The sequence below is a fragment of the Xanthomonas maliensis genome (genome assembly GCF_009192945.1).
In the GTDB taxonomy this organism is placed as follows: domain Bacteria; phylum Pseudomonadota; class Gammaproteobacteria; order Xanthomonadales; family Xanthomonadaceae; genus Xanthomonas; species Xanthomonas maliensis.
Window position 1 is genome coordinate 209,651 of sequence record NZ_NSET01000021.1, and the last position, 25,013, is coordinate 234,663.

General features: G+C 68.1%; 24 protein-coding genes, 1 other RNA gene and 1 pseudogene. 7 read left to right on the forward strand and 19 right to left on the reverse strand.

Going from position 1 to position 25,013, the window contains the following annotated elements; genetic code table 11:
• Positions 1 to 2: 2 nt before the first annotated feature.
• The 5 genes from secB to CKY51_RS06600 form a co-directional block, all read right to left on the reverse strand.
• Complete coding sequence (gene secB, locus CKY51_RS06580) at positions 3 to 518, reverse strand: protein-export chaperone SecB (protein ID WP_022973685.1); 516 nt, start codon at positions 516 to 518, stop codon at positions 3 to 5.
• A 108-nt stretch (positions 519 to 626) separates the two neighbouring features.
• Complete coding sequence (locus CKY51_RS06585) at positions 627 to 1,064, reverse strand: rhodanese-like domain-containing protein (protein ID WP_022973686.1); 438 nt, start codon at positions 1,062 to 1,064, stop codon at positions 627 to 629.
• Between the two features lie 66 nt (positions 1,065 to 1,130).
• On the reverse strand, positions 1,131 to 1,553 hold the full coding sequence (locus tag CKY51_RS06590; protein WP_022973687.1) for a hypothetical protein: 423 nt from the start codon (positions 1,551 to 1,553) through the stop codon (positions 1,131 to 1,133).
• Between the two features lie 17 nt (positions 1,554 to 1,570).
• Positions 1,571 to 2,050, reverse strand: a complete 480-nt coding sequence (locus CKY51_RS06595) for a YiiD C-terminal domain-containing protein (protein WP_022973688.1) — start codon at positions 2,048 to 2,050, stop codon at positions 1,571 to 1,573.
• Positions 2,051 to 2,173: 123 nt separating this feature from the next.
• Complete coding sequence (locus tag CKY51_RS06600; protein ID WP_022973689.1) at positions 2,174 to 2,983, reverse strand: glycosyltransferase family 25 protein; 810 nt, start codon at positions 2,981 to 2,983, stop codon at positions 2,174 to 2,176.
• A 160-nt stretch (positions 2,984 to 3,143) separates the two neighbouring features.
• Between CKY51_RS06600 and CKY51_RS06605 the strand changes: the two genes are divergently transcribed.
• From CKY51_RS06605 to CKY51_RS06615, 3 genes are all read left to right on the forward strand, one after another.
• Positions 3,144 to 3,950 carry a uroporphyrinogen-III synthase gene (locus tag CKY51_RS06605; RefSeq protein ID WP_272944142.1) on the forward strand — a complete coding sequence of 269 codons (807 nt, stop codon included), beginning with the start codon at positions 3,144 to 3,146 and terminating at the stop codon, positions 3,948 to 3,950.
• Positions 3,951 to 4,053: 103 nt separating this feature from the next.
• A complete protein-coding gene (locus CKY51_RS06610; protein ID WP_022973691.1) occupies positions 4,054 to 5,031 on the forward strand; it encodes a uroporphyrinogen-III C-methyltransferase in 978 nt (325 codons plus the stop codon).
• Positions 5,028 to 6,293: a heme biosynthesis protein HemY gene (locus CKY51_RS06615; RefSeq protein ID WP_022973692.1), complete on the forward strand. Its 1,266-nt coding sequence runs from the start codon at positions 5,028 to 5,030 to the stop codon at positions 6,291 to 6,293. Before CKY51_RS06610 ends, CKY51_RS06615 begins: the two co-directional genes overlap by 4 nt.
• Positions 6,294 to 6,680: 387 nt before the next feature.
• On the opposite strand, the gene CKY51_RS06620 is transcribed toward CKY51_RS06615, so the two are convergent.
• Entirely contained in the window at positions 6,681 to 7,976 is a 1,296-nt protein-coding gene (locus CKY51_RS06620; RefSeq protein WP_022973693.1) for an acetyl-CoA C-acetyltransferase, read from the reverse strand.
• A gap of 87 nt (positions 7,977 to 8,063) precedes the next feature.
• Here CKY51_RS06620 and CKY51_RS06625 point away from each other — a divergent pair, with 87 nt between their 5' ends.
• Complete coding sequence (locus tag CKY51_RS06625; protein ID WP_031340463.1) at positions 8,064 to 8,948, forward strand: hypothetical protein; 885 nt, start codon at positions 8,064 to 8,066, stop codon at positions 8,946 to 8,948.
• 10 nt (positions 8,949 to 8,958) lie between these two features.
• Positions 8,959 to 9,394 (forward strand): annotated as a pseudogene (locus tag CKY51_RS06630) (VOC family protein).
• Between the two features lie 132 nt (positions 9,395 to 9,526).
• Here CKY51_RS06630 and CKY51_RS06635 read toward each other — a convergent pair.
• The 7 genes from CKY51_RS06635 to glnA all read right to left on the reverse strand — a co-directional run bounded on the left by CKY51_RS06635 (position 9,527) and on the right by glnA (position 17,629).
• A complete protein-coding gene (locus tag CKY51_RS06635; protein WP_022973696.1) occupies positions 9,527 to 10,174 on the reverse strand; it encodes a superoxide dismutase family protein in 648 nt (215 codons plus the stop codon).
• A 49-nt stretch (positions 10,175 to 10,223) separates the two neighbouring features.
• On the reverse strand, positions 10,224 to 10,820 hold the full coding sequence (locus tag CKY51_RS06640) for a superoxide dismutase family protein (RefSeq protein WP_031340464.1): 597 nt from the start codon (positions 10,818 to 10,820) through the stop codon (positions 10,224 to 10,226).
• A 611-nt stretch (positions 10,821 to 11,431) separates the two neighbouring features.
• Positions 11,432 to 12,862 (reverse strand): nitrogen regulation protein NR(I), encoded by a 1,431-nt coding sequence (gene ntrC / locus CKY51_RS06645; protein ID WP_022973699.1) that lies wholly within the window; start codon positions 12,860 to 12,862, stop codon positions 11,432 to 11,434.
• On the reverse strand, positions 12,855 to 13,910 hold the full coding sequence (locus tag CKY51_RS06650) for a two-component system sensor histidine kinase NtrB (protein ID WP_031340465.1): 1,056 nt from the start codon (positions 13,908 to 13,910) through the stop codon (positions 12,855 to 12,857). The genes ntrC and CKY51_RS06650 overlap by 8 nt, the downstream gene beginning before the upstream one ends.
• A 232-nt stretch (positions 13,911 to 14,142) precedes the next feature.
• Positions 14,143 to 15,585, reverse strand: a complete 1,443-nt coding sequence (locus tag CKY51_RS06655; protein ID WP_031340466.1) for an ammonium transporter — start codon at positions 15,583 to 15,585, stop codon at positions 14,143 to 14,145.
• 22 nt (positions 15,586 to 15,607) lie between these two features.
• Positions 15,608 to 15,946, reverse strand: coding sequence for a P-II family nitrogen regulator (locus CKY51_RS06660; protein ID WP_002808480.1), 339 nt, complete (start codon positions 15,944 to 15,946; stop codon positions 15,608 to 15,610).
• A 273-nt stretch (positions 15,947 to 16,219) separates the two neighbouring features.
• Positions 16,220 to 17,629: a type I glutamate--ammonia ligase gene (gene glnA, locus CKY51_RS06665; RefSeq protein WP_152249007.1), complete on the reverse strand. Its 1,410-nt coding sequence runs from the start codon at positions 17,627 to 17,629 to the stop codon at positions 16,220 to 16,222.
• 222 nt (positions 17,630 to 17,851) lie between these two features.
• Here glnA and CKY51_RS06670 point away from each other — a divergent pair, with 222 nt between their 5' ends.
• Positions 17,852 to 18,643, forward strand: a complete 792-nt coding sequence (locus CKY51_RS06670) for an undecaprenyl-diphosphate phosphatase (protein ID WP_152249008.1) — start codon at positions 17,852 to 17,854, stop codon at positions 18,641 to 18,643.
• Positions 18,644 to 18,731: 88 nt separating this feature from the next.
• Positions 18,732 to 19,517: an META and DUF4377 domain-containing protein gene (locus tag CKY51_RS06675; protein ID WP_022973704.1), complete on the forward strand. Its 786-nt coding sequence runs from the start codon at positions 18,732 to 18,734 to the stop codon at positions 19,515 to 19,517.
• Between the two features lie 28 nt (positions 19,518 to 19,545).
• On the opposite strand, the gene CKY51_RS06680 is transcribed toward CKY51_RS06675, so the two are convergent.
• The 6 genes from CKY51_RS06680 to CKY51_RS06705 form a co-directional block, all read right to left on the reverse strand.
• Positions 19,546 to 19,621, reverse strand: a non-coding RNA gene (locus tag CKY51_RS06680) — sX9 sRNA.
• 62 nt (positions 19,622 to 19,683) lie between these two features.
• Complete coding sequence (locus CKY51_RS06685) at positions 19,684 to 20,295, reverse strand: YbhB/YbcL family Raf kinase inhibitor-like protein (protein ID WP_022973705.1); 612 nt, start codon at positions 20,293 to 20,295, stop codon at positions 19,684 to 19,686.
• Between the two features lie 132 nt (positions 20,296 to 20,427).
• Complete coding sequence (locus CKY51_RS06690; RefSeq protein ID WP_022973706.1) at positions 20,428 to 22,500, reverse strand: tetratricopeptide repeat protein; 2,073 nt, start codon at positions 22,498 to 22,500, stop codon at positions 20,428 to 20,430.
• Positions 22,501 to 22,568: 68 nt separating this feature from the next.
• Positions 22,569 to 23,555 carry a YheT family hydrolase gene (locus tag CKY51_RS06695; protein WP_022973707.1) on the reverse strand — a complete coding sequence of 329 codons (987 nt, stop codon included), beginning with the start codon at positions 23,553 to 23,555 and terminating at the stop codon, positions 22,569 to 22,571.
• A 57-nt stretch (positions 23,556 to 23,612) separates the two neighbouring features.
• Complete coding sequence (locus CKY51_RS06700; RefSeq protein ID WP_022973708.1) at positions 23,613 to 24,416, reverse strand: lysophospholipid acyltransferase family protein; 804 nt, start codon at positions 24,414 to 24,416, stop codon at positions 23,613 to 23,615.
• A gap of 109 nt (positions 24,417 to 24,525) precedes the next feature.
• A complete protein-coding gene (locus CKY51_RS06705) occupies positions 24,526 to 24,957 on the reverse strand; it encodes a hotdog fold thioesterase (RefSeq protein WP_022973709.1) in 432 nt (143 codons plus the stop codon).
• Between the last annotated feature and the right edge of the window lie 56 nt (positions 24,958 to 25,013).

A 25,013-nucleotide genomic window follows, 5' to 3' on the forward strand; every position in this document is an offset into this window, starting at 1 on the left:
GCTCAGGCGTTGCCGGCCGGCTCGGAATCGGCCAGCGAGGTGTCGCCCTGCTGCGAACGCTGACGCAGCGTCTCGGCATACAGCGCTTCGAAATTGATCGGCTGCAGGTAGAACGGCGGGAAGCCGCCGGCCTGGATCAGATCGCTGACCAGGGTGCGCACGTAGGGGAACAGGATGTTCGGGCACTGGGTGCCGAGCAGCACGTCGATCGCCTGCGGGTCCAAGCCGACCAGGCCGAACACGCCCGCCTGCTGCACTTCGGCCACGTAGGCGGTCTTGCCACCGGCGGTGCAGGTCAGGGTCACCGCCAGCACGACTTCGAAGGCGTTTTCGTTGAGGCGCTGCACCTTCTGATTGAGGTTCAGCTGCAACTCCGGCTGGCTGGCGTCGTTGAAGACCGCCGGGGCGTTCGGCGACTCGAAGGACACGTCCTTGACGTAAATCTTCTCGATGGTGAAGGCGGGACCAGCGGCGGCGTCGGCAGGCGCAGCGGCGCCGTTGATGATTTCGTCGGACATTCCAAACTCCAGAAACGGTGCGATGGATACAGCGGTGAGTGATGCGGACGTGAAAGAAGCAGTATCTCACGTCCCCAATGGGGGCTGCGGCAGGGCCGCACAAGGCGACTAGGCGCGCCCTTTGACCAGCGGCAGTTCGGCGGCCTGCCAGGCGGCAACGCCGCCATCCAGCCAATAGACCTGTTCGAAACCGGCCTTCTTGAGGGTCTTGGCAGCCGTGGCCGAGGTGGTGCCGCTACGGCAGACCACCACCACCGGCGAGGCCTTGGCGGCCGCCAGCGGCTTGGCAGCCGGATCGAACTTGGCCATCTGCAGGTTGCGGCTGCCAGCGATGTGGCCCTTCTCGAAATCGGCGCTGGGCGAGACGTCGACCACCAGCGCGTTCTCGCTGTTGATCAGGCGCGTCAACTCGGCCGGCTTGAGCGCACGGTAGCCGCGGAACAGACGCGCAACCTCGGTGACGATGATGGCGATGGTCAGGCCCACCAGGGCCAGCGACAGCATGGGGTTGCGGCCGACAAAGGCCTGCAGCTCTTCGAAATTCACGGGGTCAGGGTCGATGAAGCGGGCGGGAATTGTCGCACAGCTGGCCTGCGCGACCACCAGTTGGGGTTATTGGCCCTGCCACAGGTCGGGCAGCCCGCTGAGCAGCCACCAGCGCTTGCCCTCCGCGTCCCAGTGCCAGATCTCGGTGCTGCGGACCGTCCGCTCGGCCTGGGTATTGCGGTTGATCACCCGCAGTTCGACCTCCCGCCGCAGGTTGCCGGCCGGATCCTCGCCAACCCGCACTTCGCGGTAGCCGGAGATCTGCACCTGCGCATAGCGGGAGAGCTCCAGATCGCTGAGCGGATGCGTCCGCGCATACTCCGGCTCGATGAAGGCCTGGGCGGCGTCGAAGTCACTCCAGCGAATCGCCGCGGCATAGGCGGACTGGGTCTGCTCCAGCGCACGCGCCTGTGCACGGCTGCCAGCCGTGGCGATCCCGCTCACTGTCGCCAGCCCCAGCAACAGCATCCATCCGATCAACCCACGCATACCGATTCCCCCCGATCTCAGGGCGCATCGTACCGCTTCGGGAAGGCCACGAACCGTCCGCTCAGGGTTGCGGCAGCGGCACCGGCGGCCACTGCGATCTGCGCACGCATGTCGATGCGCGCCTTGCCGCGCTGGCGGAAGGTCGCCAGAAACCTGTCCCAGCCGGCCGGCTCGGCCGGCTGCGCATCGGCCACCAGGTCTTCGTAGACCGGCGCGACGTAGCGCAACTGGCTATCGGCGACGTAGACCTCGGACGGATGCCCGGCCAGTTGCAGCTGCAGGGTGAGCCATCCCCAGCTGGCCAGCGTCATCAGCGAGGCCAGGCTGCCGCCGAAGGCGTTGGCCTTGTCGTTGACGTTGACTTGCAGCGGAGCACGCAGTCGCAGTGCTCCGGCATGCAGGCCATCGACGGCCACGCCCATCGACAGGACCGGCGGCATGGCGGCGAACTGGGTTTGCAGGGATTGCAGGGCGGACGCAAGCGAGGAAGCGGACATTCGGCAAGGACGGCAGGCGACGATGGGGCGGGCATGATGCCGTACTCCTGTAGTCAACCTCTTGTGCACTGCATGACGGTTGTGTGGCAGCGCTCGCCGCCGCAGCCGGTGACAACGCCGCGCTCAGGGGGCGAACGGCACCTTGCGGTAGCCCTGGGCCAGCCGTAACGCCGCGGTCGCCTTGGCTTTCCAATGCGCGCTGCGCTGCTTCTGAACAGCGGTCAACGGCGCATCGATGGTGCTGGTGAAGACGATCTGTTCGGGTGCGGCGTGGAAAAACTTGTCCTGGATGCAGGCGGCCGGGCTGAGCTGATAGGTCTGCAGTTGGCGCGCCATCGGCGACTCGTTCCAGCCAAACAGGAAAATGTCGGCCATGGTGTGCCAGCGCGCCTCGGCGGCCAGCAGGCGTCGCGCGGCCTCGCGGCTGAGGATCAGCGCACCGGCGCAGACCGGCCAGCAATGCTGATGCGGGGACGGTTCCACCCGCCGCAGCGCGCGGCCGGCCACGTCGGTCACCTTGGCTCCCAGCCGCACCCGGTTGTAGGACGGCTCCAGCCGCACCACGCTGCAGCCGCCGGGCAGCCACTGCGTCTGCTTTAGCAACGCGGGCAGCACATCGGACAGGTGCATGTCGTCTTCGAAGATGGCCGTATACGGCGCCGCGGCGTCGGCGGCGATCTGCCAGGCCGCGTAATGGCTCAGGAAACACCCGATGTTGGCCCGGGTCCACACCCGCGGGCCACTGCTGAAGCTGTCGCCGGAGCCTTCCAATGGCCGTGCGGCGATGAACTCGGCCACCTGCGCATCGGTCAGTTCGGCACCATCGACCGCTGGCAGCCGTTCGTACGGCAATCCCAGTGCGTCCATGCGCGCGGCCATGGCGCGCATGCGCTCGCCGCTGCGTTGCATGTTGATGACGTAGGACGTGATCACGCGGGCACTCCGGTTCGCTGGCAATGCCGCGATGCTCGCCGGAACCGCGGGGATTTCAAGAAGTTACCCTTCCCACCCCTGGTCTTTGCGCAAGCCCAAGCCACTCCCGTCGCCGTGGTTGCCGCGGCGGCGGTGTCTCCAAGCGCGTGCAAGCTGCACCGTGCCGGCACATGCGCATAATCGCCATATGACCGATCCCACGTCAGCACCCGCCAGCGCCTGGACCCTGATTTCGCTGCGCTCCAGCGGCGAGCACGCGCCGCTGCGGCGTGCCGCCGCCCGGCTGGGAGCCCGCGTGCTGGCCATGTCGCCTTGGCGAATCGAGACGCTGCAGACGCCGCAAGCGCGCGCAGCGCTGCAGCAGGCGCTGGCGGCACCGTTGGTACTGTTCACCAGCCCTGCGGCCGTGCTCGCGGCGCATCGGCTGATTCCGTTGCAACGACCGCCACAGTCGCAGTGGATCAGCGTCGGCGAAGGCACGGCGCGCGCGCTGCAGGCCGTCGGCGTGACCGAGGTGGTCCGGCCCACGCGCATGGACAGCGAAGGCCTGCTGGCCTTGTCGCTGCTGCAGGCGCCGTTGCCCAGCGTTGGGCTGGTCACCGCGCCCGGAGGACGTGGCCTGCTGGCGCCGGCACTGGAGCAGCGTGGCGCGTACATCCTGCGCGCCGAGGTGTATCGCCGTCAGCCGCTGCACCTGCGCCACACGGCCGTGCGCGCACTGGAACAGGCACTGCCCCGTTGCGTGGTCGCGGTGAGCAGTGGCGAGGCATTGACCCAGGTCCTGCAGCAGTTGCCGGCGCCGCTGGCCGAGGCGCTGAAGCAGCGCCCACTGGTGGCGTCCAGCGATCGACTCTGTGCACACGCGCATCAGCTTGGCTTCGTCGACGTACAGCGGGCAGAGGGCCCGTTGCCACTGCAGCTGGCCCGTGCGGCGGCGGCGATCGTGACGCCGCCGCGATCTTGCTGAACTGCGGACCCGAGCGCAGCTTGCGGGCGTGCATTGCGTCACGCCATGCTGTACCGGATGGCACGCGCCCGCGCCTGCCGTGACCGCACGAGGATGCCCCCGCATGACCGAATCGCCTGCTCGCACGCGCCGCGTTCCCCTGGCCTGGTGGCTGCTTGCGGTCGTCGTGGTGCTGTTGGGCGCGGCAGGCTATCTGGGCTGGCGCGGCTGGCAGCGCTATCAGCTCGCGCAATCGGAAGACGCGCAGGCGCAGCAACAGCGCTGGGAGGACACCCAGCAACTGCTGTCGACCTTGCGTCGCGACCAGCGGCTGGCCAACGAGCGCCTGCAGGATGCCGCCGCCACCAACCGTGTTCTGCGCGACGAAATGCTCGGCCTGAGCCAGCGCAGCGCCCTGTTGGAAGACAGCGTGCAGCGGCTGTCCGATCCCAATCGACACGGTGCGCAGGCCTTGCGGCTGGATGAGGTGGAAACACTGCTGCGGCTCGGCCAGCAACGGCTGGCGATCGCCGGCGATGCGGACGGTGCACGCCGCGCCTATGCGCTGGCCAGCGGTGCGCTCAATGGCATCGACGATCCGGGCTATCTCAATCTGCGGCAGACCCTGGCACAGGAGCGCAATGCACTGGACCAGCTGGGTCCGGGGCCGCAGGCGCAGCTGGGGCAGGCACTGGACCAGTTGGCCAACGACCTGCAGCGACTGCCCGAGCAGACCGAGCAACAACGCCTGGCCACCCAACCCTGGTGGCAGAAAGCACTGGCGCCACTGGTGGAAATCCATCCCAGCCGGGGCCAGAACCTGCTGACCGCAGGCGATCGCGCGGCAGCGCGCGACGCCTTGCAGATCGAAATCAGCCTGGCCCGCGCAGCGGCCGAACGCGGCGACGCCGACGGCCTGGCGCGGGCATTGCGCCGGGTGGACACCTGGACCACCCGGCTATGGCCGGAGACGCCGCAACGGCGGCAAATTCGCGCGCGTCTGCGCGCTGCGCAACAGGCATCGCCGCGCCCGTCCCTGCCGGAACTGGGCACCACCCTGCAGCAATTGCAGGCCATGCGTGAAGGGAGATCCACCCGATGAAAGCATTGCGTACCGTTCTGATCCTGCTGATCGCCGTGGCACTGGGCGTGCTGGCCGCGCAATGGCTCTCACACCAGACCACCTATGACCTGGGCACGGTCGTGATCAGCGTCGGCGGCAACGACTACCGCGCAGCGATGCCGCAGGCGGTCCTGATCCTGGTCATCGGCCTGTTGCTGCTGTGGTTACTCTGGACGCTGGTCAGCCTGCCGTTCCGGGTATGGGGCAAGTACCGTCGCAAGAAAGGCCGCGCGCGTTTGCTCGAGGGCCTGCGCGCCGCCGATCACGGACAATGGCAGCGTGCCGAACGCTTGCTGGTCAACGCCAGCGAGGATGAAGAAGTCAGCGGAATCGCACTGGCCAGTGCGGTGCGCGTGGCCGACGCCCGTGGCGACGAAGCCGCCGCCAATGCGCTGGCCCAGCAGTTGGCCGAACGCGATGCCACCGCCCATGCCCTGTTGCAGGGCGAACGCTTGCTGGCGCGACAGCGTCCGGTCGATGCGATCAATGCGCTGGATAGTGCCGCCGCACAGCCACTGCCGGCGCGCGGTTTATTGTTGCGCACGCATGCGCTGACCCAGATCGGGCGCGCCGACGAAGCCTATGGTCAGCTCGGCGCGCTGCGCCAGCAGGCGGTGCTGTCGCCAGCCGCCTATGCCGCGCTGGAGACCACGCTGGCCGAGCAGACGCTGGCCCAGGCGAGCGATGCCAATGCGCTGGCCGAGCGCTGGGAAGCCTTGCCCAAGACCTTGCGTACGCAGCCGGCCGTGGTGGCCGCCTACGCCCAGCGCGCCGCCATGCTGCATTGGGACGATGCTGCCGTCCACAGCCTGGAACAGGCGCTGGATGCGCAGTGGGACGAATCGTTGGTGCGCCTGTACGGCCTGCTGCCATTGGAGAAATACGATTCGCGCCGCGCCAGCGCGCAGCGCTGGCTGACCCAGTACCCGGACAGCCCCGGCTTGCTGCTGACCCTGGCGCGGCTGGCACGCCATCAGCAGCAGTGGTCGCAGGCCGAAGAATTCCTGCACCGCGCCATCGCCAATGGCGCCGGTAGCGATGCCTGGGAAGAGTTGGGCCATGGCTTCTCCGCCGCTGGCGACTTGCTGTCGGCGCAGCACTGCTACGCCAATGCGCTGCGTGCCGCACGTGGGGAGCCGGTACACGAGGTCCTGCCGCAGCATCCGGGGCCCGCGCCGATCGTGCAGCTTGGGCCGACCGCTCCGATCGATCCGCTGACGCCGGACGATCGCCTGCCGTGATCGCCGACGCCGCTGCTCGCCCCCCCGTGGTGCGCAGCGGTGGCGAGAGGCAGCCGAACACAGCGGCCCCTCCGCGGCGGTAGGGCGCGCGTAAATGTCACATCGTCGTGGTCCACTCGCAGACCTTGGCGTCGCACAAACAGGCCTCGTCGCTGATCGGTCAAGCGCGCTCGGCGCCTCGTGGCGTCCGATCGAAATACGGCATGCTGACCACGCACCGCGTTCACGCTCGCTACACCGTGCGTGTAGTCAGTTCAACGTTGCCGAGCCACGCACCGCATCGCCGACCTGCGGACACGCGCGTGCGCGTGCCGAGAAATGCGCGGCAGCCGATCGCTTGCCCAAGCCCGATATACCGCTGCGCAATCGCGCTGCAGCGACGCCGCCTCAGCGCTCGACGATTGCCACCACGCCCATGCCGCCGGCGGTGCAGATCGAGATCAGCGCACGCCCACCGCCACGCTCCTGCAGCTGCTTGGCAGCGGTCGCCACCACGCGCGCGCCGGTGGCGGCGAACGGATGGCCGGTGGCCAACGAGGAGCCCAGCGGATTGATCTTGTCCGGATCGATGCGGCCCAGCGGCGCATCCAGGCCCAGCCGGTTGCGGCAGTAATCCTCGCTTTCCCAGGCACGCAGCGTACATAGCACCTGGGCGGCGAACGCTTCATGGATTTCGTAGATGTCGAAATCCTGCAGCGTCAGGCCATGGCGCGCCAGCATCTGCGGCACTGCGATGGTCGGCGCCATCAGCAGGCCTTCGCCGTGGACGAAATCCACTGCGGCGACCTGCGCATCGCGCAGATAGGCCATCGGCGTGTGGCCATGGGCCTGCGCCCAGGCATCGCTGGCCAACAGCACCGCGGCAGCGCCATCGGTCAACGGCGTGGAGTTGGCCGCGGTCAGCGTGCCGCGCCCGGAGATCTTGTCGAATGCCGGACGCAAGGTGGCGAGCTTTTCCAGCGAGGTGTCTGCGCGCAGGATGTTGTCGCGCGAGACGCCGCGGAACGGGGCGATCAGGGAATCGAAGAACCCACGCTCATAAGCAGCAGCGAGCTTGTGGTGCGAGGCCACTGCCCACTCGTCCTGCGAATCGCGCGAAATGTTCCACTCCTTGGCCATGTCCTCGCAGTGATCACCCATGCTCTTGCCGGTGCGTGGTTCGGCCACACCAGGAAACTCAGGCTTGAGCTCGCCAGGCTTGAACCCGCGCAGCAAGGCCTTGACCTTGTCGCCGGTGGTCTTGGCGCGATTGGCGGCGAGCAGACGCGCACGCAGCTTCTTGCCGTAGACGATCGGGACTTCGGACGTGGTGTCCGAACCGCCGCCGATGCCCGAATCGATCTGGCCCAACGCGATCTTGTTGGCGATGGTGATGATCGAATCCAGGCTGGTACCGCAGGCGCGCTGCAAGGTGATGCCGGGCGTCAGCGGCGACAGACCGGACGACAGCGTCGCTTCGCGCGCCAGGTTCCAGTCCGACGAATGCTTGATCACCGCGCCCATCGCCACTTCGCCCAACTGCTGCCCATGCAGGCCGAAGCGCTCGACCAGGGCGCCCAGCGTGCGGACCGACATGCCGAGGTTGCCGACGTCCGCGTAAGCGGTGTTCTGGCGGCAGAACGGGATACGGACGCCGCCCAGGATGGCGACGGGACGGGCTGCGGGCATCGGTTGACCAGGCATGAAGGACTCGGGACATGGCCTGCACAGGACGGACAGGCATAATGGCCGCAGTGTAGCTGCGAGCCGGTGATGGGCCAACCGCAAATCATGAGCAAGACCGAACACGGCATGACCGCCATGGGTGTCCTGGCATTGGAACTGACGGGCGGAACCGCACCCGAGCGCGCTGCCCTGGCACCGGCGCAAGCCGGCATGCTGGCCGAGCGCATCGGCCGCGACCTGGCGCAGTGGATTCCAGAGGTGCGCGACCTGGAGCTGAGCGTGGCTCTGGCGCATTTCGATCCGGCCGAGGTACTGCGCCCGGGCTGGCCACTGCATCGCCGGTTGGACGAATTGCGCGCACGCGCACCCGGCAGCGAGGATGGCCCGCGCGTGCTGGCCTTTGGTGCCGATGCACAGGGCGAGGTTCCGCTGCCGTTCCAGGCCGAAGCGACGCTGGCCGGCGGCAATCTGCGGGTGCTGCCGTTCCTGCTCAGCGGCGAGCCGCAGACGCTGGCGACCGTCAGCGAGGCGATGGAAGAGCTGCTGTTGGCGCAAGGCATGGCGCAGGCCGACACCGCGCTGCTGGCGCAGGAGAGCTTCGGCGCACGCATCGAACACGCGCGCTATCTGACGGTGCACGACCTGGCGGCGATGGTGTCCATGCAATACGACAATCAGGGCCTGGCACCGTTGTGGCCGCTGATCGAGGCCGCACTGCTGGCTCCGCGCAGCGAAGAATGGCTGCAACAAGGGCCTGAACCGGTCTTGCGCTATCACGATGACGAGGTCCGCATCGCCCTGCTCGATCCAGCCGACTGGTGCGACTACTACGCACACGATCGCGCCGATTGTGATCGCCTGCGCGGCGTCTACGAGCACTATCTCGCGCGTCAGCGCCAGATGGCCGCGGTGCTGGAAGCGCACGGCCTGCCAGTGCTGTACGTGCACGTCCCGCCTGGCCAGAATCCGCGCCAGGCGCTGACAGCATGACACTTGCAGCATGACATCCGCACCGGTCGCCAGCGCACCTGCCCTGCAAGGCGTGCTGGAGACCGGGCTGTATGTGGCCGAGCTGGAACGGGCCTGCGCGTTCTACGCTGACGTGCTGGGTCTGCGCCCGATGCACCGCGATGCGCGCATGGCCGCCTATGCCATCGCGCCAGGTCAGGTGTTGTTGCTATTCCTACGCGGCAGCACGACGACAACGGTGCAATTACCGGGCGGGACGATTCCGCCGCACGATGGCAGCGGCCATCAGCACTACGCCTTGGCGATCGCCAGCGATGCACTGAAGGCCTGGGAAGCGCATCTGGCCGCCTGCCATATCGCGATCGAGGGCCGTACGCATTGGCCGGCCGGTGGCCACAGCCTCTACGTTCGCGATCCCGACGGACATCTTGGAGCTGGCCACGCCTGGTCTGTGGCCAAACGATTGAGGCTGGCGGCCGCGTGCCGATGCGCTGCAAGCAGCCATCGATCGACGCGTGTGCATCGCTGTCAGCGCGCATCCGGCCGCCGCGACGCCTGCTGCTGCAGGCGCCGCACGCAGTTGTCCGGAGCTGATGGCCTCAGCGGGTCGGCGCAGGCGCGTTGTCGGTGGTGATCACGCCACAGGCCAGACGACCACCGGCGTTACCGGTCGGCTGGGTCTTGTAGTCGTCCGGATCGGCATGCACGATCACCGCGTGCCCGGCGATATCGTATTGGTCGGCCTTGCCGAGGTTGACGTTGCTCGATACCGGTCCGTCGATGCTGGCATTTCCTTGCGCATCCGCCTTGATGTTGGGCATGTCGCCGCCGTGGTGCGGATCGTTGCTGACCATGCCATGGTCGGTTTGCGCGGGATTGAAATGACCGCCGGCGCTGCTGCCATCCGGCGCGCTGCAATCGCCTTTCTCGTGGATATGGAAGCCGTGTTCGCTATTGGGCTTCAGGCCGCTGAGCTGGCCAGTGACGCGCAATGCGCCATCGACGGTTTTGAACGTCACCGTACCCTTGACCTCATTGCCCTGGGTTGGCTTGAGTTCGGCGGTCGCGGTGGTGCTTGCGGTGGCCTCGCTCACCATCGCCGCCGCGTGCTCGCCACCATGGGCGGCATCGGCCGGCATCCCGGCTTGCGGCGCGGGCGACGGTTCGGGTGTTGCCGGTTCCTCGCGCTTGCACGCGGTCAAGGCCAGTGCCGTGGCCAGAAACAGAGTGGTCTTAACGATGCGCATGGAAAACTCCTGTGGAAGCGGCCACCGCGGCGGCCAGGGGATGCCCGGCTCAGGGCGGTGTAGATGCAGCGGCCCAGCGACTGACGCGAATGACACCACAGGCCAGGCGCGCGCCAGCGTTGCCGCTGGGCTGGCTACGATAGTCGTCTGCGTCGGCGTGCACGACCAGCGACTTGCCGACCACGTCGCCAGCGGCCGCATCGCCGAGGCTGATGCCGGCGACGATCATGTCCACATGCGCCACGCCTTCGGCGTCTGCGCGGAGATTGTCCAGGTCGCCCAGATGATGCGCGCTGCTGCCGGCGCGGCCATGCGGCGCGCCGGTCGGGTTGAAATGCGCACCGGCGCTGCTGGCATCGACAGCGCTGCAATCGCCGCGCTCGTGCACATGGAAGCCGGCAACCGCGCCCGGCTGCAGTCCACCGACGGTACCGGTGACGCGGATGCCATGCAGCGCAGGCACCAGTACGACCCGCCCGCTCACCAAGCTGCCGGAGGCCGATGCCAGCACCGCCTCGGCCTGCTGCACCGCGCGTGCCGGCACCACGCGCGTGGGCGCAGGTGGCGGCGGCGGTGCAGGTGGCGTGCTGCTGCAGGCAGCGAGCACGGCCGTGCTGGCGATGAGCGCATACAACCGGTGATGCATCGACGATCTCCTGGATAGGGCCACGCTAGAGGGGCGGCCGTACAAGTCTCATGAAGACACGGCCGGGCGCGCCAGTCTAAACGCCGCCCCGCGCAACTGCCTTGCTGTCGTGCGTCATGCAAGCTGCAGGAGTTCGCGTGCGCGCCGATGACTGCGGTCGGACGGATGGCTGCCACGCGTGGATGGCGCGACCGCATGGCCCGATACCGCTGTTCGTCACGGCAAGTGCGTCATGGCAAGGTGGCGCGGTCCTGGCAGGCGCTGCGACTGCTGGCAGCGACCGAAGCGCTTGCGATGCCACGACCTGTCAGCGGTCAGCGGTCAGCGGTCAGCGCGTGGATGATCGATCCGCGCTCATTACTGCTGACGCGCCTTGCGCGGGTGACCACACTGCTGCACATCCATGATCTACGCCGGCACACGCCGATGCAGATGGCGGCGTATCCGTCTGGCGCACGAACGGCGCAACGCTGTGCAGCGCGACAGCAGCCTCTCCTCGGCACCGCGCCGTTGCGTGGTGGGCTGCAGCGAACCGCGGCATCGCCGGCGACTGGCTGAGCCGGCCACCTAGGAGGCAAGGGCTCGCTGCCGCCACTGCACGCCGCGCGCGATCAGCGTCGCTTGCGCCCCGGTCCGAGCTTGCGGGTGACGGTGTTGCGGCCCAGGCCCAGGCGCGCGGCGGCCTCGGCGCGGCGGCCCTGGGTCAGGTGCAACGCAGCTTCGAGCAGGGTCTTGTCGAGCCGTTCGCGGGCTTCGGCATGCAGGCCTTGGGCGCCTTCGCTCAGCCGTTGCGCGGCCCAGCTGGCCAGCAAGGCATCCCACTGCTCTTCGCCACGGCCGCTGCGTGTGCGTCGCCCGCCCCGCGTCAATGCCGCCTCTACATCCACCACATCGATGCTGTCAGCGGTCGCCAACGCTGCCAGCCGCCAGCAGACGTTTTCCAGTTCGCGCACGTTGCCCGGCCAATCGTAGTGGCGCAGTGCGTCCAGCGCAGCGGCCGACAACCGCTTGGGCTGCATATCGAGTTTACGGCCGGCCATGGCCAGGAAGTTCTCCGCCAGCTGGGCAATGTCGCCGCGGCGCTCGCGCAAGGGCGGCAGCTGCAGCCGCACCACGTCCAGCCGGTGCAGCAAGTCGGCACGGAAGCGCCCCTGTTCGACCAGCGCTTCCAGGTCCTGGTGGGTGGCGGCGATCACCCGTACGTCGACGCGGATCAATTCGCGCCCGCCAACCCGAAAAAACTCGTTTTCCGCCAGCACGCGCAGCAAACGGGTCTGCAACGGCAACGGCATGTCGCCGATCTCGTCCAGGAACAGCGTGCCGCCATCGGCCTGCTCGAAACGGCCGATGTGGCGCTTGGTGGCACCGGTGAAGGCGCCGGTCTCGTGGCCGAACAATTCGCTTTCCAGCAGCTCGGCCGGGATCGCGGCGGTGTTGAGCGCGACGAACGGCTTGCGCGCGCGCGGTGACTCGCTGTGCAAGGCGCGTGCGACCAGTTCCTTGCCGGTGCCGGTCTCGCCGTTGATCAACACCGACAGCGGTGCCTGCGCCAGCCGGCCGATCGCGCGGAACAGCGCGCGCATGGCCGGGGTGTCGCCGATCAACGCGGCCGAGCCTTCGGCCGGCAGCGATCCCGGCCCGTCCTCGTCGCTCGCTTCCGCATCCGCATCGGGCAAGGCGCGCGCCGCCAAGGCCACCGCATCGTCGAGATCGAAGGGTTTGGAAAGGAATTCATGCGCGCCACCGCGGAAGGCGCCGGCGGTACTGGCGACGTCGGTGTAGGCCGACATCACGATGACCGGCAGCTGCGGATGCCTGGATTTGAGCTTGTCGAGCAGGCTCAGCCCGTCTTCTCCCGGCATGCGCACATCGGTGAACAACAGATCCGGCGTGGGACGCATCGCCAATGCCTGCAGGGCCGCGGCAGCGCTCTCGAAGCCATCCACGGCATAGCCGGCATCGCGCAGCGCGGTCGACAGCACGAAGCGGACCGAGCGGTCATCGTCGACGACCCAGATGCGGTGGGCGGCGGTCTCAGGCATGCGCGTGTTCCTTGTCGTGATCGCCCGCCAGCTCGGGCAGCAGCAGGGTGAAGACGGTATGGCCTGGGCGCGAGCGGTAGGTCAGCGTGCCGTGGTGTTCGCGCGCGACCTGCTGGGCCAGCGCCAGCCCCAGGCCGCTGCCTTCGGCACGACCACTGACCAGCGGCAGGAACAGATGCTCGGCCAACTCTTCCGGGACACCGGCACCGTCGTCGACGATCTCCAGCCGCAACGACATCGCATGCACGCGATCGCGGATGCGTTGGCCGTGCTCGACCCGGGTGCGCAAGGTCACCCGGCTGGCACCGGCCTGGAAGGCGTTGCGCACCAGGTTCCAGACCGCCTGGGTCAGGCGATCGCCATCGCCGAGGATGTCGGGGATGCTGGGGTCGTAATCGCGCTGCACCTGCACCGACCAGCCACCCTCGGCCTCGGCCAGACGCAGCACCCGTTCAAGCACCACGTGGATATTGAGCCGATCGTGCGGGCGCAGCGGTGTGGGCGAGAGCAGGCGTTCGAGCAAGGTGTTGAGGCGTTCGATCTCGGCGCCGATCAGCTCGATCAGCTCGCGTTCGTCCTCGTCGCGGCCCGCCGCCCGCCGCGCCAGCAGTTGCGCCGCACCCTTTAGTCCGGCCAGTGGATTGCGCAGCTCATGCGCCAGCCCCTTGAGCGCGGCACCGAGCGCGTTGGGCAAGGCATGGGTGGGATCCAGCGCGGGAAACTCGTCGACGGGATGGATTTCCAGCAACCAACCGCCGTCGTCCAGCCGCGACAGCCAGCCCTCGGCAAAGCGCGGTGTGTCGTTGGGCAGGCTCAGCGCCAGCCGGTGCAGACGCAGCACGTCGCGCTCATCGTTGAGCAGGAAACGCGCCAGCGCATCGCCCTGGACCTCCAGCGCCGCCAAAGGCTGATCCACCAGCCGCCGCGCGCTGACGCCCAGCCAGCGCGCGAACGCCGGATTCACGCCCCGCACGCGACCGTCGCGATCGGCCCAGGCCACCGGCGTGCCGAGGCTGTCGAGCGTGGGAGTAGAAGGCGTCATCGTCATTGCACCAATTTAGTGCAAACCAGCAAACCAGGCGCGTCGGTCGCCACATGCGAAGCGACGCGGTGCCCGGCGCGAACCAAATGACGGCCGGCCGCATCGGCGCTAGGCGTGGGGCAGGTCATGCGGGCACCTCGATGCGTTGCGTTGGCCGGGCGCGTGGCGCCGGGCTGGCCTGCCCGACATGCCGGGCAGGCCGTGAAGCGCCCGCGACCTTGGCCGCGGGCAGACAGGCTCAGGACTCGTAGGCGGCCTCGCCATGCGAGGTGATATCCAGGCCCTCGCGCTCGGCCTCTTCGGTCACCCGCAGACCGAACACCAGCTTGGCCACCAGGAAGCCGACCACCGAGACCACGCCAATCCAGCCGACGGTGATCGCCACACCCAGCGCCTGGATGCCGACCTGGTGGACCATGTCGTAGTCGCCGCCCTTCTGGCCGCCGAGAGACGCAGCCGAGAACACGCCGGTCAGGATCGCGCCGATGATGCCGCCCAGGCCATGCACGCCGAACACGTCCAGGCTGTCGTCGGCGCCCAGCAGGCGCTTGAGACCGGTCACACCCCACACGCACAGCACGCCGGCGGCCAGGCCGATGACGATGGCGCCGAACGGGCCGACCGTGCCGCAGGCCGGGGTGATGCCGACCAGGCCGGCTACCATGCCCGACGCCACGCCCAGCGCCGAGGACTTGCCCTTGACGATCTTCTCGGTCAGCGACCAGCCCAGGATGGCGGCGGCGGTGGCGAGCAAGGTGTTGAGGAAGGCCAGCGCCGCACCGGCATTGGCTTCCAGGTTGGAGCCGGCATTGAAGCCGAACCAGCCCACCCACAGCAACGAGGCGCCAACGAAGGTCAAGGTCACGTTGTGCGGCTTGATCGCCTCGCGCCCCAGGCCGGCGCGCTTGCCGACGAAGTACGCACCGATCAAGCCGGCGATCCCGGCATTGATGTGCACCACGGTGCCGCCGGCGAAATCCAGCGCGCCCAGGCCGAACAGATAGCCACCGGTCGCCCAGACCATGTGCGCCAACGGCAGGTAGCCGAAGGTGAACCAGATCACCGAGAACAGCAGCACCGCGGCGAACTTGGCGCGCTCGGCGAAGGCACCGACGATCAGTGCGCCGGTAATGCCGGCGAAGGTCGCCTGGAACGCCACGAACACGTATTCGGGCAGGCTGACGCCCTTGGTGAAGGTCGCGGCCAGACTCTCGATGGTGACGCCCTTGAGCAGGGCCTTGTCGAGATTGCCGACCCATGCGCCTTCGCCCGAGAAGGCCAGGCTGTAGCCGTAGATCACCCACAGCACGGTCAACAGCGCGAAGACCACCGCGACCTGGATCAGCACCGATAGCACGTTCTTGGCGCGCACCATGCCGCCATAGAACAACGCCAGGCCCGGCACCACCATCAGCAGCACCAGCAACGTCGAGGTGAGCATCCAGGCGACATCGCCCTTCTCCACCACCGGAGCCGCCGGCGCGGCAGCGACCGGGGCCGGCGTCGGCGCCGCGGTCGGCAGCGGTTCGGTGGTGACCGGCTCGGTCGGCAACGGCGTGAGCTGGGCGCTCGATTGTGCGGACGCATTGCCAGCGGCCAGCGCCAGCAATGCACTGACCAGCATCAGCAGGCAGACGCTGTAGAAGCGGGCTTTCCACCCGCCGAAAAGACCTGTCTTCATAAGGACTCCGGGGAGGATGGACTCAGAGTGCATCGGCGCCGATTTCGCCGGTGCGGATACGCACGACCTGCTCGATCGCGGTCACGAAGATCTTGCCGTCGCCGATCTTGCCGGTGCCGGCCGCGTTCTGGATCGCTTCGACCACCGCGTCCAGCCGGTCGTCAGTGACCACCGTTTCGATCTTGATCTTGGGCAGGAAGTCGACGACGTACTCGGCGCCGCGATACAGCTCGGTGTGGCCCTTCTGCCGCCCGAAGCCCTTGACCTCGGTGACGGTGATACCGGACACGCCGGCAGCGGACAAGGCCTCACGGACCTCGTCGAGCTTGAACGGCCGAATGATGGCGGTGATCAATTTCATGCGCATACCCCGAATGGTGGAAGGAACCGGCCGGCATTGCGCCAACCGGCGGTGTCATTCACCTGGATGCCAACCCCGGCATCCGAACGTTCGCGACGTGCGCAGACCCCGACGGATGCGGCGCATCCGCCTCGTGGGAGAGGTCAGGCCCGCGCAGCGCGATCCGGTCTCTCTCAACTTCTCTTCGACCGCCGGCTCACGCCGTCGGTCATCGAACATGTGCGGCGGTGGGAGAGGTGGGAGGGGAAACCTCCACCACCGCCGCGGTGGAACTCAGTTGCCGTAGTACAGCTGGTACTCCAGCGGATGCGTGGCCGCGCGGAACTTGGTGACTTCCTGCATCTTCAGCGCGATGTAGCCATCGATGAAGTCGTCGGTCATCACGCCACCGGCCTTGAGGAACTCACGGTCCTGATCCAGCGCTTCCAGTGCCTGGTCCAGGCTGGAGCACACCTGCGGGATCAGCTTCTCTTCTTCCGGCGGCAGGTCGTACAGGTCCTTGTCGCTGGGCGCACCCGGATCGATCTGGTTCTTGATGCCGTCCAGGCCGGCCATCATCAACGCGGTGAAGGTCAGGTAGCCGGACTGCAACGGATCGGGGAAGCGCATCTCGATGCGGCGCGCCTTCGGGTTGGACACCCACGGAATGCGGCACGAGGCCGAGCGATTGCGGGCCGAGTAGGCCAGCATCACCGGCGCTTCGAAGCCCGGCACCAGGCGCTTGTAGCTGTTGGTACCGGAGTTGGCGAACGCGTTGATCGCACGGGCATGCTTGAAGATGCCGCCGATGTACCACAGCGCCAGCTGCGACAGGCCGCCGTAGCCGTCGCCGGAGAACAGGTTGTTGCCACCCTTGGCCAGCGACTGGTGCACGTGCATGCCGCTGCCGTTGTCGCCGACGATCGGCTTGGGCATGAAGGTCGCAGTCTTGCCGTTGCGGTAGGCGACGTTCTTGATGATGTACTTGGTGGTCAGCAACTCGTCGGCCTTCTTCACCAGCGAGGAGAACTTGGTGCCGATCTCGCACTGGCCAGCGGTGGCCACTTCATGGTGGTGCACTTCGGTCTCGATGCCGACCTGCTCCAGCGTCTTGACCATTTCCGCGCGCAGATCGTGCAGCGAGTCGGTCGGCGGCACCGGAAAGTAACCGCCCTTCACGCCGGGACGGTAGCCGCTGTTGCCGCCTTCGTACTTGGTGCCGGTGTTCCAGGCCGCTTCTTCCGAACCCACCTGGAAGAAGGTGTGGCCCATGTCGTTGGCGAAGCGCACCGAATCGAAGATGAAGAATTCCGGCTCCGGACCGAAGAACGCCTGGTCGGCGATGCCGGAGGCCTTCAGATAGGCCTCGGCGCGCTTGGCGATACCGCGCGGATCGCGGGTGTAGGACTGCATGGTGGCCGGATCGAGGATGTCGCAGGTCAGCACCACGGTCGGATCGGCGTAGAACGGATCCAGGTAGGCGGTGTCGGCATCGGGCAGCAACACCATGTCCGACTCGTTGATGCCCTTCCAGCCCGCGATCGAGCTGCCATCGAACATCTTGCCTTCTTCGAACAGCGCCGGCTCGACGATGCTGGCCGGAAAGGTCACGTGCTGCTGCACGCCGCGCATATCGACGAAACGCAGGTCGACGAACTCGACCTTGTTGTCCTTGATCAGCTTTTCAACGTTTTCCACGGACATCGGAAGAAACCTCGGAGGTAGAGTGAAGTGGCTCGTGGGCGGGATGACAGCAGGGACCGTGCCAAGCCTGCGGATTTCACAAGCCCTTGATTCTGCTGGTGTCGCTCGAGATCGCTAGCATGCTGAAAGCACCACTTAGGTGCTACTGCTACCGATACTGCACCTATATGGTGCATGTCGCAATGCACTATCCTCTGCGCTCCCCCATTCCTCTTCAGCCCGATGTCCGACCTGATTTCTGCCCTGCTCCTAGGCATCCTCGAAGGCCTCACCGAATTCCTGCCGATCTCCAGCACCGGCCATCTGCTGATCGCCGAACAATGGCTCGGACGCCGCTCGGACTTCTTCAACATCGTCATCCAGGCCGGCGCCATCCTGGCCATCTGCCTGGCGTTGCGACAGAAGCTGTGGACCCTGGCCACGGGCCTGGGCGAGCGCGCCAACCGCGACTATGTGCTCAAGGTCGGCGTGTCGTTCCTGGTGACCGCGGTGGTCGGGCTGGCGGTACGCAAGGCCGGCTGGCAATTGCCCGAAACCCTGCAACCGGTCGCCTGGGCGCTGCTGATCGGCGGCGTGTGGATGCTGGTGGCCGAACACTTCGCCAGCAAGCTGCCCGAGCGCGATCTGGTGACCTGGAAGGTCGCCATCGCGGTGGGCCTGGCGCAAGTCGTGGCTGGCGTCTTCCCCGGTACCTCGCGCTCGGCATCGACGATCTTCCTGGCGATGCTGCTGGGCTTGAGCAAGCGCTCGGCGGCAGCGGATTTCGCCTTCATGGTGGGCATCCCGACCATGTTCGCCGCCAGCGGCTATGCGCTGCTGGAGATGTACAAGGAAGGCGGCATCGGCAGCGAGAACTGGACCGACGTCGGCGTGGCCTTCCTGGCCGCCACCGTGACCGGCTTTGTGGTGGTGAAGTGGCTGCTGGGCTATATCAAGCAACACCGCTTTACCGCGTTCGCGATCTACCGGCTGGTGCTCGGCGCAGCGCTGCTGCTGTGGCTGCCCGCGGCCTGAGCGGCGAATGCGGCGGGCAGTGACGGCCGTCATTGCCCGCCGGGAAGTGGCGCGGTATCACTAGCGGCCTCGCTCGTCGGAGTCCGCGATGCGTTCGGCCTATCTTGCGCCCCTGCTGGCGACCGGCATCGCGGCCTGCACGCCGGCCCAGGACGGCCGTGCGCCAGCGGCCGCGACGGCCGCAACGATGGCGCCCGGGCCGGACACCGACGCCCTGCGCGGCACGCTGCAGGCCCGGCATTGGCAGTTGCAGCACGCCAGCGACGCCCATGGCAGCGCCTTGCAGCGGTTGTTCGTGGCCGGCGTGCCGCCGTTGCAGTTGGACTTCACCGACCAACGGATCCAGGTCAGCCACACCTGCAACACACTCGGCGCGCCCTATGCGCTGGCCGAACGGCAGGTCCAGATTGGCCGAGTGGTCTCCAGTAAACGGGCCTGCGCCGAGCAGCGCCGGATGGCCCAGGAGCAGGCTGCCAGCGCCCTGCTGTCCGGCCGCTTTGCCGTGGCGATGACCGCCGATGCCGAGCACTCCCAGCTGACCCTGACCCGCAGCGATGGCACCCGGCTGGTGTTCGCCGGCACCCCCACCAGCGCCAGCCAGCATGGCCCCGGCCAGACGCTGCTGATCGAAGTGGCCGCTGCCACCGTGCCCTGCCCCGACGCTCCCGCGCGGCGCTGCCTGCAACTGCGCGAACAGGCCCCGGCGTCTTCCGCCGGCGAACCGGCGTGGCAGATCTACGACGGCCGCATCGAGGGGTTCGAACACGAAGACGGCATTCGCACCTTGCTGCGGGTGACCCGTTATCCACCGGCGCCCGGTCAGGACGCCGCGCCGGTCTACGTGCTCGACCAGATGCTGGAAGCCAGCGGCTGACCGGCGGCGTCCGGGCGAGGCCTGGAGTGGCGAACAAAACGCAGCGCGCAGCCGGCAGGCGGGCATGGACGGTGCACGGGAGCCCACGTGTGCGGGTGGTACATGCCGATTTCGAGCAACGCCGCGCCCGCGCCTGGCGGTTGCGCGGTCGTTTTGTCAGCCGTTCTCAGCGCACGGTCGGGTTGAGCGTGTAGGTGCCGTGCAGCGTCGCTTCGGCCAGCACATGACCGTGCATGGCGCGTAGCGCGTCGGCAGCGGTAAAACGGGCCGGAACCTCCAGTCGCGCCACGTCCAGCGCGAACACCCGGAAGAAGTAGCGGTGCAGCCGCAGATCGTTGAACGGCGGATAGGGGCCGTCATAGCCCAGATAGTCGCCGGCCATGTCGGCATTGCCCGCGAACCAGTCGGTATAGGAGTTCAGACCCTGACGGGCACCGGCCGGTCCGGCCGGCTGGCGCTTGCCCTTGGCAACGAAGCCGTCACTGCAACTGCCGGCGGCGAGTTCATGCACGCTTGCGGGGAGGTCGATCATCGCCCAATGCACGAAATCGGTGCGTGGCTGCTCGACCGGAATCTGTAGATCGTCGCGCCCCACCGTCTCCGGCACGGTCGGCACGTCCGGGTCCAGGCACAACAGCGCAAAGCTGGCGGTGCCGGCCGGCACCTCGCTCCAGGCCAGGTGCGGATTGCGGTTGGGAGCGAAGCCTTCCGGGCTGCCGGCGGCAAATTCCACCGGGATGGCGGCACCGTTGTCGAAGCTGTGGCTGATCAGGCGCATGCAGAAACTCCGTGGATGGACGAAAGCGAGGGCGACCAGGGTGCCCGTCCGCCGGCGACAGCGAAAGCGGCCTGGGCGGAACGCTGCAACGCAGAGCGTTGCGCGCGCCGCCACGCCGCCGCGATGACGGCGCTACTCCTGCGGATAGCCGAAGCGCACCGCCATCAGCGTGAGCAGGTCGAACTGCGCACCGAGCACGCCGCGGTAGTCGCGCCAGCGCCCGGACGCCAGCCGCGCCGGGCCGCGCGGCGGCACCAGCGGAAAGCGCAGCCCGAAGGCCTGTTGCAGGACATCGGCGATGCCTTGCGGATCGTTCTCGATGCCGTCCAGGCGGAGGATGCGGTGCGGGTACAGATCGCGCTCGTGCAACACGGCCAGTTGGTCCAGCGCGACCAGCAGCCAGTCGGTCGCCTGCTGCGGCGACTGCAGCGCCAATGGCGCCGGCGCACCGGCCGACAGCCAGTCCAGCAGCATGTCGCGAGGATCGCGCAGCGCGATCGCCAGCCGCCCTTCGGGCAGATGCGGACGCAAAGCGGTGAGCACGCTGTTATCCCACCACAGCAACCAGTCGATGACGTTGCCATCGGTGATGCCGCGCCGCGGCAGCTGCGCGCGCCAGCCTTCCACCAGCGCCAACGGCGCCAGTTCGCCCGACGCCAGTTGCTCGACGGTGCGGTAGCTCTGCAGGGCATCGGCCGGCGGGGTGGTGCCATAGCGATCGCTGCGCACCAGCGGCGTGGCCGCTTCCATGACCGCCACCAGGCGTTCCACATGCGAGCCCGGCATGCCCCAGACCAGCAGCGGACGCGCCTGTTCGGTCTCGGCGATGGTGCCCAGCGGCGGCCATTGCGCCGGCTGTTTGGCCGCCTGCGGCGGCAGCGGCAGGCGGTGCGGGGCCTGCTCGCGATGGAACTGCAGCCAGGTGGCCAGGGCCGCATCCGGTTGGCCGGCACGGTCCTGCACCTGGCCCAGCCAGGGCCGCAGGGTGGTCTGCTGCGGGACCGGCAGCGACTCCAGCAGCGACTGCACGCAGGCGATCGCCGCCGGCGGGTCGCGCGCCAGCAGCGCCTCGACGATGCGTTCCTCGCCGCTGATGCGGCCCGGTTCGACCGCCACGATCTGGCGCGCCACCGTCTCGGCGGCGGCGGCATCGCCCTGCATGTCGTGCACCCGCATCAGCGCTTCCAATGCCGGCAGATGCTCGGGCATGGCCAACAGCCAGCGCTCGATGACCGCCTGCGCCTCCGGCCCACCCACTGGCTCGACCGCCAGCCGCGCCAGCCACAGGTCGTGGGCACTGCTGACGGTGGCCAGCGCCGCATCCAGGGTGTCGCGGGCATCATCGACCGCACCCAGCCGTTCCCACGCCATCAGCAGCGCCTGCAGCGTGCGCCGGTCGGCCGGCCAATGGGCCAGCGCCAACCGCAGCTGGGCCACGGCGCGGTCGGGCCGGCCGGCCTGCAACTCCATCTCGCCGGCCAGCCGGCGCATTGCCGGCAGATCGCCATCCGCCTGGGCCAGCACCGTTTCCATGGTCGCCAAGGCATCGTCCAGGCGCCCCTGGCGCTGGGCCAGCTGAGCGATGAAGGCACGCAGCGCGGTCCCGGGCGGACTCAGTTCGATCACCCGCTCGAACGCGCGCTCGGCAAAGGCGTGATGCTCTTTTTGCAGGTAGGCAAACCCCAGCGCGAACATCACCCGCGGATCGTCCGGCAACTGCTCGGCTGCACGGGTCAGCAGCGCCAGCGCGGTATCGCTGTCGCCGCGACGCATCGCCACCACGCCATCGACCGCCAGCAATTGCGGATGCTCCGGTGCCAGCCGGGCGGCGGTACGGCTCAGTCGCGCGGCTTCTTCCAGATCGCCACGCGCCACCGCCAGGTGCGCCTGCATCACATACGCAGGGAACTGATTGGGATCGAGTGCGGTACTGCGGGCCAGTGCCGCATCGGCAGCGGCCACCTCGCGCCCGGCCAGCAGCAGGCCGGCACGTTGCAGATGCAGATCGGCGCTTTCAGGGGCCAGCGTCAGCGCGGTCTCGATGCTGGCCAGCGCCAGCGCCGGCTGGCCTTGCTGCTGCAGCGCCAGGCCCAGCCAGCGGTGCGCATCGGCCAGCTCCGGGGCGCTGGCGACCCACTCGCGCGCCAGCGCGACGGCGTCGTCGGCCGCATTGCGGCGCAGGGCTTGGAGAATCGAGTCTTGCATGGCGGCGGCGTGTCCCGGACAAACGCCTATTGTACCGAGCCGCGGCGGTGCGCCGATTTCCCCGCGATTTAGGTCGCGCCCGCCAGCCGCTCGGCCACCCAGCGTTCGGCAAAGCCATCGCCGCGGGCGTTCTCCAGGAAGCCGCAATGCCCGCCCCAGCGGGCGATCTCCAAGGTGGCATACGGCGGCAACCGCCAGCCGGCGAAATCCTCGAACGGGATCACCGGATCGTCTTCGGCCATCAGGATGTCGGCCGGCACCTGCAGCGCCGCCAGGCGCTCGCCGGCGATCGAATAGCTCTCGAAATACGCTTGCAGCGAGCCATGACCGGTGTGCTGTTCGGCCAGCCAGGCCATCAGCCCGCGCATGTCCAGCGCTAAGGTGGCATCGTCGTAGCCATGCTGGTCGGGGAACAGCTTGCGTTTGCGCAGCAGCGACTCGCGCCACTTGCGCCGGAAGTACCAATCGTAGAACTGCGGCCCCTTTTCCAACTGGTCCATGGTCGCGGCCGGATCCAGCAACGGGCAGACCGCCGCTACCCGCGCCAGCGGCAAGCCGGCGGCCGGTGCACGCAATGCCAGCCGCAGGGCGAAGTTGCCGCCCAGCGAATAGCCGGCCGCCAGCAGCTGCGGGGAGGGAAAACGCCGCCACAGGTCGCCTGCCGCGTTGACCACCTCGTCGATGCGATCGGAGTGGAACAGATCCACATTGAGGTGGTGGGTGCCTCCGTGGTCGCGGAAATTCAGCCGGAACACCTGGTAGCCCAGGCCGAGCAGGCGCGCAGCGGTCAACCGCATGTAGTTGGAATCGGCGCTGCCCTCCCAGCCATGCAGCAGCAGTACCGTGCCGCGTACCGGCGCATCGCCCGGCGGCACGCTCATCCAGCCCTGCAGCCGCACGCCATCGCCGCCATCGAGAATATGCTCCTCGGTGCGCGCGCCGCTGGCCGCCAGCAACTGCAGCCCGCGCAGGCGTCGCAGGGCACTGCTGCCCAGCACCGATTGCACATGCGGGTTGCGTAGCCAGCGCGGCGGCTGGTAGTCGGACGCGTTCATGCGTTGAGCGGCCAGGATGGCGGGACAGCGCTGGCGGCGACGGCGCACATCGCCTGCTCAGGACTCCATCGCCGCGATGATGCGTTGGCGCGAGATCTCCGCCAGCCGGCGCCGCCCATCCACGTCGCCCGCAGGAATCGGCGACAGGAAGTGCACCTCGGCCAGCCGCGCCGGCTCGCCGAGCAGGCGCAGCAGGTTGCCGACGAAGCTTTCGCGCTCGCCGAAGGCGACGATCGATTGCGCATTGCCCCGGGTGCCGTAGCGCACCGCCACCGGTTGCACCGGCACGCCCGCCTCGACCGCGGCCTGGAAGATGCGCGCATGGAACGGGCCGACTTCGCTGCCGGCACGGGTCCGTCCCTCCGGGAAGACGCCGACCGCCTGGCCGCTGCGCAGGCGCTGCAGCATTTCCTGCAGCACACCGCCCAGCGACTCGGTATTGCCACGCTGGTGGAAAATGGTCTGTCCCTTGGCCGCCAGCCAACCCACCAAGGGCCAACCGGCGATCTCGCGCTTGGCGACGAATCCCATCACCTGCTGGCTGTGCAGCACCGAGATATCGACCCAGCCGACGTGATTGGCCACGAACAGGGTGGCACCCTTCAACGGCGTGCCGAAACGACGCAGGCGGAAGCCGAAGATGCGCATCAGCGTGCCCTGCCACCAGCGGGTCATGCCATCGCGCAAGGTGTCGTCGGCACCGATACGCAGACCGGCCAGCGGCGGTACCACGATGCACAGCATGGTGATCGGCAGACCGATGAACACGTGCACCGCGAGCAACGGCACCCGGTACAGGTAACGGCACCAACGCGGCGCGCCGCCGGCGTCGCGCGTGGCGGGCAGGGATGACTCGCTCATTCGAAACACAGGACCGAAGCGGGGAAGGCTGCCCTATTGTGACAGCAGCCAGGCCCCCGCGCAGTGCCGGCGACGGGTGGCGCTGTTCCACCAGTGGCGCTGCCGCTGTTCATCCACCGTGGCCATGCGGCACGACTGCCAGGGTCAGCCGCGAGACGCAGACGCGCTTGCCGACGGCGTTGTCGATGACGATGTCCCACACCTGGGTCGTACGGCCCACGTGCACCGCGCGCGCGGTCCCGGTCACCACCCCGTCGCGGACTGCGCGCAGATGGTTGGCGTTGATCTCCAGCCCGACGCAGATCTGCTGGCGCATATCCACGCATAGGTTGCCCGCGCTGCTGCCCACCGTTTCTGCCAGCACCACCGAAGCGCCGCCGTGCAGCAGTCCATAAGGCTGGTGGGTGCGCGTATCGACCGGCATGGTGGCACGCAGCCAGTCCTCGCCGACCTCGGTGAAGACGATGCCCAGATGCTCGATCAGGGTATTGCGGCTGGCGGCATTGAGCGCGACAAGGTCGACGGGTTCGCGAAAGATCATGGGCACGCTTCGGGCCGGGGGGAGTCGGACGACAGCATCGGCAAGCGCGGGCTGCG